This is a genomic window from Agrococcus sp. TSP3-2-1 (assembly GCF_049897585.1).
Taxonomy (GTDB): Bacteria; Actinomycetota; Actinomycetes; order Actinomycetales; family Microbacteriaceae; genus Agrococcus.
Window position 1 is genome coordinate 114,692 of sequence record NZ_JAFCWN010000006.1, and the last position, 14,061, is coordinate 128,752.

Below are 14,061 nucleotides of genomic sequence, written 5' to 3' on the forward strand. Positions count from 1 at the left end.
GCCGAGCGGCCCGGTAGCCGTGCCGGTCACGCTTCGTCACAGTCGACGACCGACGAGGCTCGACACGACGATGTGCGCGAGCGGCAGCGCCGAGAGCAGCATGAGCGCCGTGCCGAGCACGCCGTCCTGCGGCAGCACCACCGCGCCGGCCACGAGCAGGCCCGCGAAGAGGATCGCCGAGACGAGCCGCCGGAGCGTTCGCTCGACGCGCGCGATCCGCCGCTCGAGCGCGGGAGCGGTGACGGCGAGCCGCCCCTCCTCGAGCCGCGTGACCACGCGGTCGATGCGGCCGGGCAGCCGCGCCGCGACCGCGGCCGCGTCGAGCCCCTCCTGCGCGATCGCGCGCACGAGCCCGCCCCGCTCCTCGCGGAGCAGCCGCGCGGCGTAGGGCTCCACCGCATCCCACAGGTTGAAGCCCGGGTCGAGCGACGAGCACATGCCCGAGGTGAGCGACATCGCGCGCACGATGAGCAGGAAGTCCTCGGGCAGCTGGAACGGCATCGTGCGCAGCAGGTCGCCGAACTCGACCGCGAAGTCGCGGAACTCCCGCGGGTCGACCTCGCGCAGCTCGGCGAAGCCCATGCCCCCGAAGCGCGCGAACGCGTGCGACATCGCCCGCTCGAGCTCGTCGGCGTCGGCGGTCGGCAGCAGCGCGCCGAGGTCCTGCATCGCGGCGACGAGCCCTCGGCCGTCACGGCCGGCGGCCGCGATGAGCGTGCGCCGCAGCCCCGCGCGCGTGCCGGGCGGCACCTCCCCCATCATCCCGAAGTCGACGAAGGTGATGCGCCATGCCCGGTTCGACGCAACCGGTCCCGACGCAACCGGTCCCGACGCGTCCGGCCCCGTCAGGGTCACGAACAGGTTGCCGGGGTGCGGGTCGGCGTGGAAGAAGCCGTGCGAGAAGAGCTGGTCGAACATGACCGCGGCGAAGGTCGCGGCGACCTCGGCGGGATCGATGCCCGCGGCGAGGAGCGCCTCGCGGTCGTTGATCTTGATCGCCGCGACATCGCGGAGCACGAGCACGCGGCGGCTCGTGCGCTCCCAGACGACGTCGGGCACGCCGACGCGCGCGTCGCCCGCGAACGACTCGGCGAAGCGCTCGGCGTTCGCGGCCTCGTGCAGGTAGTCGATCTCGGCGAGGCTCGTGTCCGCGAACTCCTCGATGAGCGCGGGCACGTCGACGCGGGTCGCGACGACCCGCACGCGGCTGAGCCACCGCGCGATGCGGCGGAGCGCCGCGAGATCGACGTCGACGATCGCGTCGATGCCGGGCCGCTGCACCTTGACGATCGCGGCGTCGATGCCGGTGGCGGATGCGTCGGCCCCGGTCAGGCGGGCGCGGTGCGCCTGGCCGAGCGAGGCCGCCGCGAGCGGCTCGGGCTCGACCCACGTGAGCGCGCGCTCGAGCGGCATCCCGAGCTCCGCCTCGGCGAGCGCCCTGATCGCCTCGAACGGCACGGCGGGCGCCTCGTCCTGCAGGCCCTCGAGCTCGCGCGTGATCTCCGGCGGGAGCACGTCGAGGCGCGACGACATGAACTGGCCCACCTTGATCATGAGCCCGCCGAGGTCGACGGCCAGCACGTGGAAGCGGCGGGCGAGCCGCCGCAGCCGCGCGCTGCGGCTCCGGGCGGCGAGCGCGCCGAGGCCGAGGCGCGGCAGCAGCAGCTCGAACCACCACATGACCGCGAGGTGCCGGGCGGCGAAGCGCAGGATGCGCCGGTAGCGCGCTCGCGTGCTGCCGGCGTCGGGCATGGCCGCTCCTTGTGCCCGCCGCGGCGGGATCCGGGTCAGTCCTGGGCGAGGATGGCGTAGAGCCTACGCCGTGCCTCGTCGAGCACCTCCACCGCTCGCTGCACCTGCTCGGGGCTGCCGGAGCGATGCACCTGGGCGGCCGCTTGCGCGAGATCCATGCCCGCGCGCGGGAGCGCGCCGTGACCGCCGGGCCCGCGCTCGGTCGCGAGCCATGGGGCCGGTCGGTCGGCGGCCTCGTCGGCCTCCGCGCGCCCCGCCTCGGTGAGCGAGTAGGTCTTCCGCCCGTTCGCCTCCTCGGCCGCGATGAGGCCCTCGTCGGCGAGCAGCTGCAGCGTCGGGTAGACGGAGCCGGCGCTCGGCCGCCACGCGCCGCCGCTGCGCTCCTCGATCTCCCGGATGATCTGATAGCCGTGCATCGGCCGCTCGGCGAGCAGCGCGATGACCGCTGCACGTACGTCGCCGCGCCCCATGCGCGTCGGTCCTCCGCGCTTCTCGAAGGCCGAGCGCAGCTGCTCCATCGCCTCCCACATGCCTGCCCCGGGCGGGCCGAACCCGAATCCCCGCGCGCCGTAGCCGTGCCGATCGGGACCGAACCCGTCCCGGCCATGCCCGTAGCCGTCTCTCGGCGGCCCGTAGCCGCCCCTTGCACCGTGCACGATGACCTCCTCGTCGTCGCGTGAGCGATAGCCGACGATATATCGCCGAGGCGCCGAGCGGAAGAGCGTGAACACCGTGGGAACGGCGTCCGGATAGGCTGATCACTGCACCGACAGAGGGAGACGACGATGTCTGACGTGACCTTCCAGCTGCTCGCGATCGGGCTCTACTTCGCCGCGATGATCGCGATCGGCGTCTACGCCGCGCGGAAGACGAAGAGCCACGAGGACTACATGCTCGCGGGCCGCGAGCTGAGCCCCTTCACCGCGGCGCTCTCGGCCGGCGCGTCCGACATGTCGGGCTGGCTCCTCATGGGCCTCCCCGGCGCGATCTACGCGGCAGGGCTCATCGAGGCGTGGATCGCGATCGGCCTGACGATCGGCGCCTACCTCAACTGGAAGTTCGTCGCACCGCGACTGCGCGCCTACACCGAGGTGGCGAAGAACTCCATCACGATCCCGAGCTTCTTCGAGAACCGGCTGCGCGACCGCTCCCGCTCGCTCCGCATCGTCTCGGGCCTCATCATCCTCGTGTTCTTCACGTTCTACGTCTCCTCCGGCATGGTGGCCGGCGGCGTCTTCTTCGAGTCGTCGTTCGGCGCCGACTACGTCTGGGGCATGCTGCTCGTGAGCGGCGTCACGCTCCTCTACACGCTCTTCGGCGGCTTCCTCGGCGCATCGCTCACCGACGTCGTGCAGGGCCTCATGATGTTCCTCGCGCTCATCATCATCCCCGTCATCGCGTTCTTCACGGTCGGCGGCCTCGCGGGCGTGCAGGAGGGCATCGCCGACTCCGGTGCCGAGCTGCAGGGCCTCATCCCTGCCGACCTCGACGGCCTCGCGGTGCTCGGCATCGTCTCCTCGCTCGCGTGGGGGCTCGGCTACGTCGGCCAGCCGCACATCATCGTGCGCTTCATGGCGCTCAAGTCGGTGCCGGATGCGCGGCCCGCGCGCCGCATCGGCATCTCCTGGATGATCATCTCCCTCGTCGGCGCCGTCATCTCCGGCTTCATCGGCATCGCCTACGTGCAGCAGTCGGGCGTCGGCCTCGACAACCCCGAGACGGTCGTGCTCGCGATGTCGCAGGCGCTGCTGCACCCCTTCGTCGCGGGCCTCGTGCTCGCGGCGGTGCTCGCGGCGATCATGTCGACGCTCTCGAGCCAGCTCATCGTCTGCTCGTCGGCGCTCGTCGAGGACCTCTTCCAGGTCTTCGTGAAGCGCCAGCCCTCGCAGCGCACGCTCGTGCTGCTCGGCCGCGCGTGCGTGCTCGCGGTCGCCACGATCGCCGCGGTGCTCGCGATCAGCCCGTCCGACACGATCCTCGGCCTCGTCGGATTCGCGTGGGCGGGCTTCGGCGCCGCGTTCGGCCCGATCGTGCTGCTGAGCCTGTTCTGGCGCCGCCTGACGAACTGGGGCGCGCTCGCCGGCATGATCGTCGGCGCCGCGACCGTGTTCATCTGGGACGCGATCGAGCAGGCGACCGACATCGCCGTGTTCACGCTCTACGAGATCGTGCCCGGCTTCGCGCTCAACCTGCTCGTCGCGATGCTCGTGAGCCTCGCGACGCAGCGCCACGACGACGACGTGCAGGAGGAGTTCACCCGCACGGGCCGCATCGTCGCGATCAAGCGCAACGAGCCAGCCGACGTGAGCCCGGCGGCCGCGGCGGATCGCAACGTCCTCCCTTGACGCCACGGCGACCCGACAGGTTCCCGCGGACCCGTTCCGCGTAGATCCGCATGATGCGGCGAAGCGGGCCTCCCTACTGGGAGGCCCGCTTCGTGTGGGATGCGTCAGGCGTCGACGAGCGCGCCCTCGCGCACCGACTCCATCGCCTTCGTCCAGACGATGAGCTGGTCGAGCATCGGCGGCACCGACTCGGCCTGCAGCTCGGTCGGCTTGAAGGTGGAGAAGTTCTCGAAGTCGGTGAAGAGCGAGAACATGCCCGTCTTCTGCACGTGCGCGATCTGGAGCTCCGAGAGGATGCCGCGCAGGTGCTCGATCGCGCGAACGCCCATGGCGGAGCCGTAGCCGACGATGCCGGCGGCCTTGTCGTTCCACTCGGCGTTGAGGAAGGAGATCGCGTTGGCGAGCGCCGGAGTCACGGAGTGGTTGTACTCGCCCGTGACGAAGACGTAGCCGTCGAACTCGGCGATCTTCGCGGACCAGCGCTTGGTGTGGTCCTTCGAGTACTGCTGATACGCAGCCGGCAGCGGCTCGTCGTAGAGGGGCAGGTCGTAGTCGGCGATGTCGACCAGCTCGTACTCCGCGTCGCCGCGCTGCTGCGCGAGCTCGAGGACCCACTCCGCGACGCCGCGGTTGATGCGGCCGGGGCGAGTGCTGCCGGTGATGATGGCGATCTTCGACATGAATCGTCTCCTTGAGGGTGATCGGCGCCGCGTCCTGCGGCGCTCCGAGCTGCTGTCGCGCGAGATCCGATCCCGCACGGTCAATGCAACCACTTCAAATCCGAACTATTCCCGAATGCTCGACCGGTGGTGCGAGGGGCGTCTTGACGAGCGCATCGCCGCGGCCAAGCGCTGAGCGCCTCGCTCCCCCGCGGTTCCCAGGTCGGCGCGCTTGGCTGGCCCCAGTCCCGAGCGAAGGAGAGCCGATGCGCGCCGAGCAGATCACCGACCCGATCGCGTACCACGGCGAAGGGCCCGTCTGGTCGGAGTGGTGGGGCGGGCTGCGCTGGCTCGACATGCTCGCCGGCGACATCCTGACCCTCACCGAGACCGGCATCGAGCGGCGGCACGTCGATTCGATCGTCGCGTGCGTGCGGCCGCGGCGCGGCGGCGGGGCGGTCATCGGCATCGAGCGCGGCTTCGCGCTCGAGGATCTCGACGGCACGCTCCACCGCCTCCCCGAGCTCTGGTCGTCGAGCGACATCCGCATGAACGAGGGCGGCTGCGACCCCGACGGCCGCTTCTACTGCGGCTCGATGGCCTACGACCAGTCGCCCGGCGCCGCTTCCCTCTACCGCCTCGACCCCGGCGGCTCCACGAGCACGGTGCTGAGCGGCGTGACGGTCTCGAACGGCCTCGAGTGGAGCCCCGACGGCTCGCTCGCCTACTACGACGACACCCCGACGGGCGCGGTCGCGGTCTTCGACTACGCGCGCGAGACAGGGCTCACGAACCGGCGCGAGCTCGCCTCACTCCCCGACGACGGCCACCCCGACGGGCTCACGGTCGATGCCGACGGATGCGTGTGGGTCGCTGCCGTGAACCACGGCGCGGTGCTGCGGTTCCGTCCCGACGGCACGCTCGACGGCCGCGTCGAGGTGCCCGGCGTGACGAAGGTGACCGCGTGCGCGTTCGGCGGCGAGCGCCTCGACCGGCTCTTCATCACCACGTCGCGCGAGGACCTCCCCGACGACGAGGAGCCGAACGCTGGCGCGCTCTTCGCCGTCGACCCGGGCGTCACGGGTCTGCCGGTCCGCGAGTTCGCGGGCTGACGAGCGCGTCGCGCAGGTCCAGCCTCCGATGGGAGGAGCGATGCTCGAGGCGCTGCTGTGGGGCGGGATCGCGGCCGGCTCGCTGCTCGTAGGCGCGCTGCTCGCGGGCGCCCGGCCGTGGTCGGATCGCACGGTCGGCGTCGTGCTCGCCTTCGGTGCGGGCCTCGAGGCGGTCGTCGGCTTCGCGGTCGCGGCGGGCCTGTCGCTGCTCGGAGAGACTTGACAGCGGGTCGCGGTGCAGGATGGAGCGGTGACCGATCCTGCACCGCGACCGCACGCCGAGCCCGACTGGGTGAAGCACGTCATGTGGTGGCACGTCTACCCGCTCGGCTTCGTCGGGGCACCCATCCGCGCCGAGGCGCTGCCAGCCGAGGGCGCGGTCGAGCACCGGCTCGGCCACCTCGAGGCGTGGCTCGACCACCTCGTCGCGCTCGGGCTCAACGGCCTGCAACTCGGGCCGGTCTTCGCCTCCGCGACGCACGGCTACGACACGATCGACCACTTCCGCATCGATCCGCGGCTCGGCGACGAGCGCGACTTCGACCGGCTCGTCGCCGCGTGCCGCGAGCGAGGCATCCGGGTGCTGCTCGACGGCGTCTTCAACCACGTCGGCCGAGCGCATCCCGCCTTCCTCGCGCTCGAGGAGCAGGGGCGGGCGGCCGAGACCGCCGGCCTCTTCCGCGTCCACTGGGACAGCTGGTCGCCGGGCGAGCCGGTGCCCGCCGACGTGTTCGAGGGCCACGACCAGCTCGTCGCGCTCGACCACGACGCGGATGCGGTGGCCGACCTCGTCGTCGCCGTCATGACCCACTGGCTCGAGCGCGGCATCGACGGCTGGCGGCTCGATGCGGCATACGCCGTGCCGCCCGCCTTCTGGGCGCGCGTGCTGCCGCGCGTGCGGGAGCGGTTCCCCGATGCCTACTTCACCGGGGAGGTCATCCACGGCGACGCCGCGGCGATCGTGCGCGAGTCGACGATGGACTCGCTCACGCAGTACGAGCTGTGGCAGGGCATCTGGCACGGCCTCGCCGACCGCAACTGCCACGAGCTCGCGCACGCGATCGAGCGCCACAACGCCCTCGTGCGCGGCTTCGTGCCCTCGACGTTCATCGGCAACCACGACGTGACGCGCATCGCGACCGCGGTGGGTCCGGAGCTCGTGCCGCACGCGATGGCCGTGCTCGCGACCGTCGCCGGCACCCCTTCCGTCTACGCGGGCGACGAGCTGGGCTTCGAGGCGCGCAAGGAGGAGCGGCTCGGCGGCGACGACGCCGTGCGGCCGGAGTTCCCGGCGGAGCCACCGTCGCCCGACGCGCTCGAGCGGGCAGCCGCCCACGCGTACGGCGTGCACGCCTCGCTGCTCGCCCTCCGCCGTCGCCACGCGTGGCTGCACCGCGCGCAGACGGATGTCGTGCACCTCACCAACGAAGCGATCGTGCTGCGCACAGCGACCGACGCCGACCGCGTCATCACCGCGCTCAACCTCGCCGACGAGCCGGTCGAGCTGCCGGCCGCCGACGCGTCGAGCGTCGAGGCGGGCGTCGCCGAGCTCGCCGACGGCGTCGTGCGACTCGGTGCGCGCGGCTGGGCAGTGCTCTCCTAGCGAGTCGCTCAGCGGCGCGGGTCGATCATCGTCACGCCGGCCGCGCTCGAGCGGTCGAAGCCGGGGAGGAGGGTCGCGGCCTCCTCGAGCGAGACCGTGCGCTCGATGAGCCGCTGCGGCTCGAGCACGCCGCGCTCGATGAGGGCGAGCATGCCCGGGTAGTCGGCCGCCGCCATGCCGTGACTGCCGAGCACGTCGAGCTCCCACGCGATCACGCGGTCCATCGGCACTCGGGGGTGCCCGTCGACGGGCGGCAGGAGGCCGATCTGCACGTGGCGGCCGCGACGACGCAGGCCCAGCACCGCATCCGACGCCGTCTGCTCGCTCCCGACAGCGTCGACCGCCACGTGCGCGCCGCCGTCCGTGATCGCCGCGACCTCGGTCGGCACGTCGCACCCGTCGGCGAGCACGGTCGCCTCGGCGCCGAGCGAGGCGGCGAGCTCGAGCGCCGCCGGGTTGCGGTCGACCGCCACGACGCGCGCGCCGAGCGCGCGGCCGATCATGACGGCGCTGAGGCCCACGCCGCCGGCGCCGACGACCGCGACCCACTCCCCCGACCGCACGCGGGCACGCGCGACGAGCGCGCGGTAGGCGGTCGCGAAGCGGCAGCCGAGCGCCGCCGCCGTCGCGGCGTCGACGCCGTCGGGGATCGCCACGAGGTTCGCGTCGGCAGCGTGCAGCGCGACGCGCTCGGCGAAGGAGCCCCAGTGCGTGAAGCCCGGCTGCTGCTGCGCCGGGCACACCTGCGCGTCGCCCGCGAGGCACCACTCGCAGCGCCCGCAGCCGCACACGAACGGCACCGTCACGCGGTCGCCGACGCGCCACCGCTCGACGCCCTCGCCCACCCCGGCGACGATGCCCGCGAGCTCGTGGCCCGGCACGTGCGGGAAGGCGATGTCGTCGTGGCCGGCCCACGCGTGCCAGTCGCTGCGGCACAGGCCCGTCGCGTGCACCTCGACCACGACGCCTCCCGCAGGAGCGGTCGGCGACGGCACGTCGCGCACGGCGGGAGTCGAGCGGACGGCGTCGATCAGGAGGGCACGCATGCCTCGATCCTGGCAGGACGGCACGCCCAACCGAGAGTGATAGACATGCAGGCGTGGATGAGCCCGACGAGCACGGCACCGAGATCACCTACGACGAGCAGCGATACCCCGCTCGTCCCCGCCGCCTGCGCCCGCGCGACCAGTTCCGCAGCGGCAGCGTGCGGCGGTTCCGCACCGACCCGCGCACCGCGAACGCATCCAACCCCTCCTACGTCGAGTGGCTCGTGCGCCAGTCGATGCTCAAGGACGCCGACGTGCTCAGCCGGCAGCTCTCGGGCCAGCCGTCGATGTGGCGCAACCCCTACGCCCGCCCCGACGCGCGGCGCGCGATCGGCGTCGCCGACGTGTGGTTCACCGCCTACCCGATCTCGCTCATCACCCGGCCGGGCCAGTCGTTCCTCGACGCGCTCGGCGAGGAGGCGCTCTGGGCGGCGTTCGAGCACATCGGCATCAACGGCCTGCACACGGGACCGGTGAAGCGCGCGGGCGGCATCACCGACTGGATGGAGACGCCGAGCGTCGACGGCCACTTCGACCGCATCAGCACGCAGATCGATCCCGCCTTCGGCGACGAGGATGCGTTCCGTCGGCTCTCCGACGTGGCTGAGGAGCACAGCGGCTCGATCATCGACGACATCGTGCCCGGCCACACGGGCAAGGGCGCCGACTTCCGGCTCGCCGAGATGGCGTTCAAGGACTACCCCGGCATCTACCACATGGTCGAGATCCCGCCGGAGGACTGGCACCTGCTGCCGGAGGTGCCGGAGGGCCGCGACGCGGCGAACCTGGACGCGACCGCCGAGCGCGAGCTGAGCGACCGCGGCTACATCATCGGCGAGCTGCAGCGCGTCATCTTCTACATGCCCGGTGTGAAGGAGACGAACTGGAGCGCGACCCCGCCCGTGCTCGGCGTCGACGGCGTCGAGCGCCGCTGGGTCTACCTCCACTACTTCAAGCAGGGGCAGCCGTCGATCAACTGGCTCGACCCCACGTTCGCGGGCATGCGGCTGGTGATCGGCGACGCGCTCCACTCGCTCGGCGACCTCGGCACGAGCGCGCTGCGCCTCGACGCGAACGGCTTCCTCGGGGTCGAGAAGAGCGCGGAGGGCCTGCCCGCCTGGTCGGAGGGGCATCCGCTCTCCCACGCCGCGAACCACATCATCGCCGGCATGGTGCGGAAGGTGGGCGGCTTCACGTTCCAGGAGCTCAACCTCACGATCGAGGACATCCGCGACACGAGCGCGGTCGGCGCCGACCTCTCCTACGACTTCGTCAGCCGGCCCGGCTACCACCACGCGCTCGCGACCGGCGACACCGAGTTCCTGCGGCTCACGCTCATGTCGTCGCTCGAGCTCGGCGTCGAGCCGGTCGGGCTCGTGCACGGCCTGCAGAATCACGACGAGCTCACCTACGAGCTCGTGCACTGGGCGACGCGGCACCGCGACGACGTCTACCCCTTCCGGCACAAGGAGATCACCGGCGGCGAGCTCGCCGAGCTCATCCGCGCCGAGCTCACCGAGACGCTGACGGAGCAGGCCGACTACAACCGCGTCTTCACGCAGAACGGCATCGCGTGCACGAGCGCGTCGCTCATCGCGGCGACGCAGGGCTTCGCGACGCTCGACGACATCACCGAGGAGGCGGTGCCCGCGATCCGCGATGCGCACATCCTGCTCGCGAAGTACAACGCGTGGCAGCCGGGCGTCTTCGCGCTCTCGGGCTGGGACCTCACGGGCATGCTGACGCTCCCGGCCGACGACGTGCGCGACCTCATCAACACGGGCGACACGCGCTGGATCGAGCGCGGCGCGCACGACCTGATCGACGCCGCGCCCGATGCGATGACGTCGTCGGCAGGCATGCCGCGCGGCCGCTCGCTCTACGGCTCGCTCCCCTCGCAGATCGAGGAGCCGGGATCGTTCGTGAACCGGCTCGCCGAGGTGCTGCAGATCCGCCGCGACCACGGCGTCGCGACCGCGACGCAGCTCGACGTGCCGCACGTCGCGCACCCCGCGATGCTCGTCCTCGTGCACCGGCTCGACGACGGCAAGCCCGACGCCGATGACGCGCCGATCCAGGTGACGGTGCTGAACTTCTCGGGCGAGGGCGTCGACGGCACGGTGCACTCCGAGGCGCTGCCGACCCAGCACGCGGTGATCGATGCCGCGACCGGCGAGGGCATCGGCCACGTCGACGACCTGCAGAGCTTCAGCGTGAGCCTGCCACCCTACGGCGGGCTGTTCCTGACGCTCGAGCCGGTCCCGCAGGAGGACTGAGCCGCCGCTCGCGCGGCTCGGTCCGGCGACGGCCGGATCGCCGATATGCTTAGTGCGCTAAGTATTCGGCGATCCGAGGAGACCGGTCCGATCATGCAGGAGCCGACCGCGCGCCACCAGGGCTGGCCCCACGACCGCGACCCGCAGAGCTTCACGCGAGGCGACATCCTCGCCTGGCGAGTGGTCGGCTACTGCGCGGCAGCCGTGACCGTCGTCGGCACGACGGCCGCGGTGATCGCGTTCGTGGTGCTCGCGAACGCCTGAGCGGGCTTCGCTCGTCAGGCGTCCGCGCCGTCGACCGCGGCGATGAGCCGCGTCATGAGGCGGTGCAGCTGCTCGAGCTCCTCGCGGTCGAGCCCGAGTCGCTGCATCATCTCCCCCGGCACGGCGAGCGCCTGCTCGCGCAGCTGCGCTCCCCGCTCGGTCAGCGTGATGTCGAGCGTGCGCACGTCGTCGGCGCGCCTCGCGCGAGCGACGAGCCCCGCGGCTTCGAGCCGCCTGACGAGCGGCGAGAGCGTCGCCGGCTCGAGGCGCAGCTGCTCGGCCAGCTGGCGCAGCGAGAGCGAGCGCGATCCCCAGAGCGCAAGCATCACGAGGTACTGCGGGTGTGAGAGTCCGAGCGGCTCGAGCGCTGGGCGGTAGGCGCCGACGACGCTGCGGGATGCCACCGACAGCGCGAAGCACACCTGGCGCTCGAGCGCCAGGTCGTCCCGCTCCTGCACGGGCAGCTCGTCGTGCGCCACGCGTCGATTCTAGGCGCGCAGCGCCCCCCTCGACGGCCGCTAGCGGACGCGGTGCCCCGTCGAGGGCTCGAACGCGATGACGCTCGACGCACCCACGGCGAACGCGAGCTCTTCCCCGATCGCCGGTCGAGCGCCCTTCGGGAGTCGCGCCGTCCATCGAGCGCCGTGGCCGGTGCCATACACGTAGGTGTCGGAGCCCAGCTCCTCCACGAGCTCGACGGTCACGCGTACGAGCGCGGCGTCGCGGCCGGTCCCGGCGACGAGCTCGAGGTCCTCGGGGCGGATGCCGTAGGTGAGCGAGGTCGCCGAGTGGCTGGCTGCCGGGTGGAACGGCAACCGGAGGTCTCGCACTCGCGCACCCTCCGCATCCGACCATGAGCCATCGACGAGGTTCATCTGCGGCGAGCCGATGAAGCTCGCGACGAAGAGCGTCTCGGGCTCGTCGTAGAGCTCACGGGGCGTGCCGACCTGCTCGATGCGCCCTTGGTTCATGACGACCACGCGGTCGCCCATCGTCATCGCCTCGGTCTGGTCGTGCGTGACGTAGACGGTCGTCACGTCGAGCCTCCGCTGCAGCGCCGCGATCTGGCCGCGGGTCTGCACCCGCAGCTTCGCGTCGAGGTTCGAGAGCGGCTCGTCCATGAGGAACACCGAGGGTCGCCGCACGATCGCACGGCCCATCGCGACGCGCTGGCGCTGACCGCCGGACAGCTCCCTCGGCTTGCGATCGAGCAGGCCGTCGAGCTCGAGCAGCTCGGCCGCGTCGGCGACGAGCCGCCTCCGCTCGGCGGCCGGCACCTTCGCGTTCTTCAGCGAGAACTCGATGTTGCCGGCCACCGTCATGTGCGGGTAGAGCGCATAGCTCTGGAACACCATGGCAACGTCCCGCTGACTGCCATCGAGCCCGGTGACGTCGCGGTCGCCGAACGCGATGCTGCCCGAGTCGGGGAACTCGAGGCCGGCGAGCGCGCGGAGCGTCGTCGACTTGCCGCACCCCGACGGTCCCACGAGCACGAGGAACTCTCCGTGCTCGACCTCGAGGTCGATCGCGTCGATCGAGGGCCTCGAGGCGCCGGGGTACGTGAGCGTGATGTCGTGCAGCGAGACGTTGACCATCGTGGTGTTCCTCGTCCTGTCGCTCAGCCCTCGAGCTGAGGCTCGAGGTCGTTCTCGTAGAGACCGGTGAGCTCGCGCTGGAGCTCGCCGAGCGCATCCGCGACGTCGACGTCGGTCGTGAGGATGCGCTGCAGCGAGGTCGCGAGCGCGAGGTCGCCGCCGGGCAGGAACACGCGCATGTAGTCCTGCGTGCGCGTGCGCGTCTCGAGCTGCTCGACCGCGACCTCGAAGTTCGGGTTCTCGGCGTAGATGGCGCTCGCGTCCGCGTCGGAGCGCACCGGCACATAGCCCGTGACCTTGGAGAACTCGACGGTGTTCTCGGCGCTCGTGAGGTGGTCGGCGAGCATCGCCGCGGCGAGCTGCTCCTCGGGCGTCGAGGCGGACGAGATCGCGATGCCGGCGCCGCCCGTGGGAACGACGAGCTCCTGCTCGACGGGGCCGCCAGGGAGGAAGGCGACGCCGACCTCGAAGGCGGCAGTCTCGGTGACGCCGCCGAGCGAGCCGGTCGAGCCGATGAACTGGCTCGTGGCGCCGGCCGCGAAGTCATCGGCGGGCGAGTTGCTCGAGACGTTCGCCCAGCCGGCCTGCACGGCGGCCTGCGCGAACTCCACGGCCTCGACCGTGCCGTCGCTCGTGACGGCGCTCGCATCCCACTCGTCCGACCAGCCCCCGCCGTAGCCCCAGACGAGGTTGTTCATCATCCACGCGGGGTAGTCGGAGGCGGACGGGAAGCTGAACGCGATGTCGGTGACGCCGGCATCGACCAGCGCTTGCGAGTTCGCCTGCACCTCGTCCCACGTGGTCGGGGCCTGCGTGAGGCCGGCCTGCGCGTAGTGATCCTTGTTGTAGTAGTAGATCGTGGTGGAGCGCGCGTACGGCACCGCGAAGTGGGCGTCCTCGTAGCGGTAGTCGTCGAAGAGCGTCGCGTTGTACGTCGAGGCATCTCCCCCGGCGGCGGCGAAGACGTCGTCGATCGCGAGCAGCGAGTCGTTGACGTAGTTCGTGAACCACGTGGCGTCCGACATCACGACGAGGTCGCCGACGTCGCCCGAGGTCTGCGCGGTCTGGAACCGCTGGGAGACCTCTTCGTAGTTCGCGCCGGCGGTGACGATCTCGACCTCGATCCCCGTCTCCTCGGTGAAGGCGTCGACGAGCTGCTGCTCGATCGCCTGCGAGCCGCCCGGGTGGTTCGTCCAGAAGCTGATCGAGTCGGCGGGCTCGATCGAGGCCCAGTCGACCTCGGCCGCGGCCTCGGTCGTGGTGGCGCCGACGGCGGGGCCGCAGGCGGTGAGGCCGAGCGCGGCGAGGCCGAGCGCCGCGACGGTCGTGGTTGCGCGCTTCGCGCGGGCGGACGGGGTGCGGTGGGACATGGTGCTCCTAGGTTCGGTGGATGCGGTGGTTGAGCCGGA

Annotated in this window: 14 protein-coding genes; 7 read left to right on the top strand and 7 right to left on the bottom strand. The window is 71.8% G+C overall.

Annotation, left to right across the window (positions count from 1 at the left end; translation table 11 throughout):
- Positions 1-36: 36 nt before the first annotated feature.
- Positions 37-1,752, bottom strand: coding sequence for an ABC1 kinase family protein (locus ACP7BI_RS10270; RefSeq protein ID WP_425845851.1), 1,716 nt, complete (start codon positions 1,750-1,752; stop codon positions 37-39).
- Between the two features lie 35 nt (positions 1,753-1,787).
- Positions 1,788-2,282, bottom strand: a complete 495-nt coding sequence (locus tag ACP7BI_RS10275) for a PadR family transcriptional regulator (protein WP_021064830.1) — start codon at positions 2,280-2,282, stop codon at positions 1,788-1,790.
- A 255-nt stretch (positions 2,283-2,537) separates the two neighbouring features.
- Here ACP7BI_RS10275 and putP point away from each other — a divergent pair, with 255 nt between their 5' ends.
- A complete protein-coding gene (putP, locus tag ACP7BI_RS10280) occupies positions 2,538-4,097 on the top strand; it encodes a sodium/proline symporter PutP (RefSeq protein ID WP_425845853.1) in 1,560 nt (519 codons plus the stop codon).
- A 104-nt stretch (positions 4,098-4,201) separates the two neighbouring features.
- Here putP and ACP7BI_RS10285 read toward each other — a convergent pair whose 3' ends face one another.
- Positions 4,202-4,777, bottom strand: a complete 576-nt coding sequence (locus tag ACP7BI_RS10285) for an NADPH-dependent FMN reductase (RefSeq protein ID WP_425845856.1) — start codon at positions 4,775-4,777, stop codon at positions 4,202-4,204.
- Here ACP7BI_RS10285 and ACP7BI_RS10290 point away from each other — a divergent pair.
- The 4 genes from ACP7BI_RS10290 (at position 4,758) to ACP7BI_RS10305 (ending at position 7,471) form a co-directional block, all read left to right on the top strand.
- Positions 4,758-4,952 carry a hypothetical protein gene (locus tag ACP7BI_RS10290; RefSeq protein ID WP_425845857.1) on the top strand — a complete coding sequence of 65 codons (195 nt, stop codon included), beginning with the start codon at positions 4,758-4,760 and terminating at the stop codon, positions 4,950-4,952. The genes ACP7BI_RS10285 and ACP7BI_RS10290 overlap by 20 nt on opposite strands.
- A 70-nt stretch (positions 4,953-5,022) precedes the next feature.
- Positions 5,023-5,868, top strand: a complete 846-nt coding sequence (locus tag ACP7BI_RS10295; protein WP_425845859.1) for an SMP-30/gluconolactonase/LRE family protein — start codon at positions 5,023-5,025, stop codon at positions 5,866-5,868.
- A 28-nt stretch (positions 5,869-5,896) separates the two neighbouring features.
- Positions 5,897-6,091, top strand: coding sequence for a hypothetical protein (locus ACP7BI_RS10300; protein WP_425845861.1), 195 nt, complete (start codon positions 5,897-5,899; stop codon positions 6,089-6,091).
- An 81-nt stretch (positions 6,092-6,172) separates the two neighbouring features.
- Positions 6,173-7,471: an alpha-amylase family protein gene (locus ACP7BI_RS10305; RefSeq protein ID WP_425846047.1), complete on the top strand. Its 1,299-nt coding sequence runs from the start codon at positions 6,173-6,175 to the stop codon at positions 7,469-7,471.
- An 8-nt stretch (positions 7,472-7,479) separates the two neighbouring features.
- On the opposite strand, the gene ACP7BI_RS10310 is transcribed toward ACP7BI_RS10305, so the two are convergent.
- Positions 7,480-8,517, bottom strand: coding sequence for a zinc-dependent alcohol dehydrogenase family protein (locus tag ACP7BI_RS10310; protein WP_425845862.1), 1,038 nt, complete (start codon positions 8,515-8,517; stop codon positions 7,480-7,482).
- A 53-nt stretch (positions 8,518-8,570) separates the two neighbouring features.
- Between ACP7BI_RS10310 and treS the strand changes: the two genes are divergently transcribed.
- Both treS and ACP7BI_RS10320 read left to right on the top strand, forming a co-directional pair.
- Positions 8,571-10,793 (top strand): maltose alpha-D-glucosyltransferase, encoded by a 2,223-nt coding sequence (treS, locus tag ACP7BI_RS10315; protein WP_425845865.1) that lies wholly within the window; start codon positions 8,571-8,573, stop codon positions 10,791-10,793.
- Between the two features lie 93 nt (positions 10,794-10,886).
- The gene (locus tag ACP7BI_RS10320) at positions 10,887-11,057 is read left to right on the top strand and encodes a hypothetical protein (protein WP_156906033.1); all 171 of its coding nucleotides are present in this window, start codon (positions 10,887-10,889) and stop codon (positions 11,055-11,057) included.
- A 14-nt stretch (positions 11,058-11,071) separates the two neighbouring features.
- Here ACP7BI_RS10320 and ACP7BI_RS10325 read toward each other — a convergent pair whose 3' ends face one another.
- The 3 genes from ACP7BI_RS10325 to ACP7BI_RS10335 are packed head-to-tail and all read right to left on the bottom strand — an operon-like array spanning position 11,072 to position 14,022.
- Positions 11,072-11,536, bottom strand: a complete 465-nt coding sequence (locus ACP7BI_RS10325; RefSeq protein WP_425845868.1) for a MarR family winged helix-turn-helix transcriptional regulator — start codon at positions 11,534-11,536, stop codon at positions 11,072-11,074.
- A 39-nt stretch (positions 11,537-11,575) separates the two neighbouring features.
- Positions 11,576-12,652, bottom strand: coding sequence for an ABC transporter ATP-binding protein (locus ACP7BI_RS10330; RefSeq protein WP_425845870.1), 1,077 nt, complete (start codon positions 12,650-12,652; stop codon positions 11,576-11,578).
- 23 nt (positions 12,653-12,675) lie between these two features.
- Entirely contained in the window at positions 12,676-14,022 is a 1,347-nt protein-coding gene (locus ACP7BI_RS10335) for an extracellular solute-binding protein (RefSeq protein ID WP_425845872.1), read from the bottom strand.
- Positions 14,023-14,061 lie beyond the last annotated feature (39 nt).

Excerpts from the sequence above, each read along its gene's own strand:
- ACP7BI_RS10270 (WP_425845851.1), bottom strand. The coding sequence starts at position 1,752 with ATGCCCGACGCCGGCAGCACGCGAGCGCGCTACCGGCGCATCCTGCGC.
- ACP7BI_RS10275 (WP_021064830.1), bottom strand. The coding sequence starts at position 2,282 with ATGTGGGAGGCGATGGAGCAGCTGCGCTCGGCCTTCGAGAAGCGCGGA.
- putP (WP_425845853.1), top strand. The coding sequence starts at position 2,538 with ATGTCTGACGTGACCTTCCAGCTGCTCGCGATCGGGCTCTACTTCGCC.
- ACP7BI_RS10290 (WP_425845857.1), top strand. The coding sequence starts at position 4,758 with ATGATGGCGATCTTCGACATGAATCGTCTCCTTGAGGGTGATCGGCGC.
- ACP7BI_RS10285 (WP_425845856.1), bottom strand. The coding sequence starts at position 4,777 with ATGTCGAAGATCGCCATCATCACCGGCAGCACTCGCCCCGGCCGCATC.
- ACP7BI_RS10295 (WP_425845859.1), top strand. The coding sequence starts at position 5,023 with ATGCGCGCCGAGCAGATCACCGACCCGATCGCGTACCACGGCGAAGGG.
- ACP7BI_RS10300 (WP_425845861.1), top strand. The coding sequence starts at position 5,897 with ATGGGAGGAGCGATGCTCGAGGCGCTGCTGTGGGGCGGGATCGCGGCC.
- ACP7BI_RS10305 (WP_425846047.1), top strand. The coding sequence starts at position 6,173 with ATGTGGTGGCACGTCTACCCGCTCGGCTTCGTCGGGGCACCCATCCGC.
- ACP7BI_RS10310 (WP_425845862.1), bottom strand. The coding sequence starts at position 8,517 with ATGCGTGCCCTCCTGATCGACGCCGTCCGCTCGACTCCCGCCGTGCGC.
- ACP7BI_RS10320 (WP_156906033.1), top strand. The coding sequence starts at position 10,887 with ATGCAGGAGCCGACCGCGCGCCACCAGGGCTGGCCCCACGACCGCGAC.
- ACP7BI_RS10330 (WP_425845870.1), bottom strand. The coding sequence starts at position 12,652 with ATGGTCAACGTCTCGCTGCACGACATCACGCTCACGTACCCCGGCGCC.
- ACP7BI_RS10335 (WP_425845872.1), bottom strand. The coding sequence starts at position 14,022 with ATGTCCCACCGCACCCCGTCCGCCCGCGCGAAGCGCGCAACCACGACC.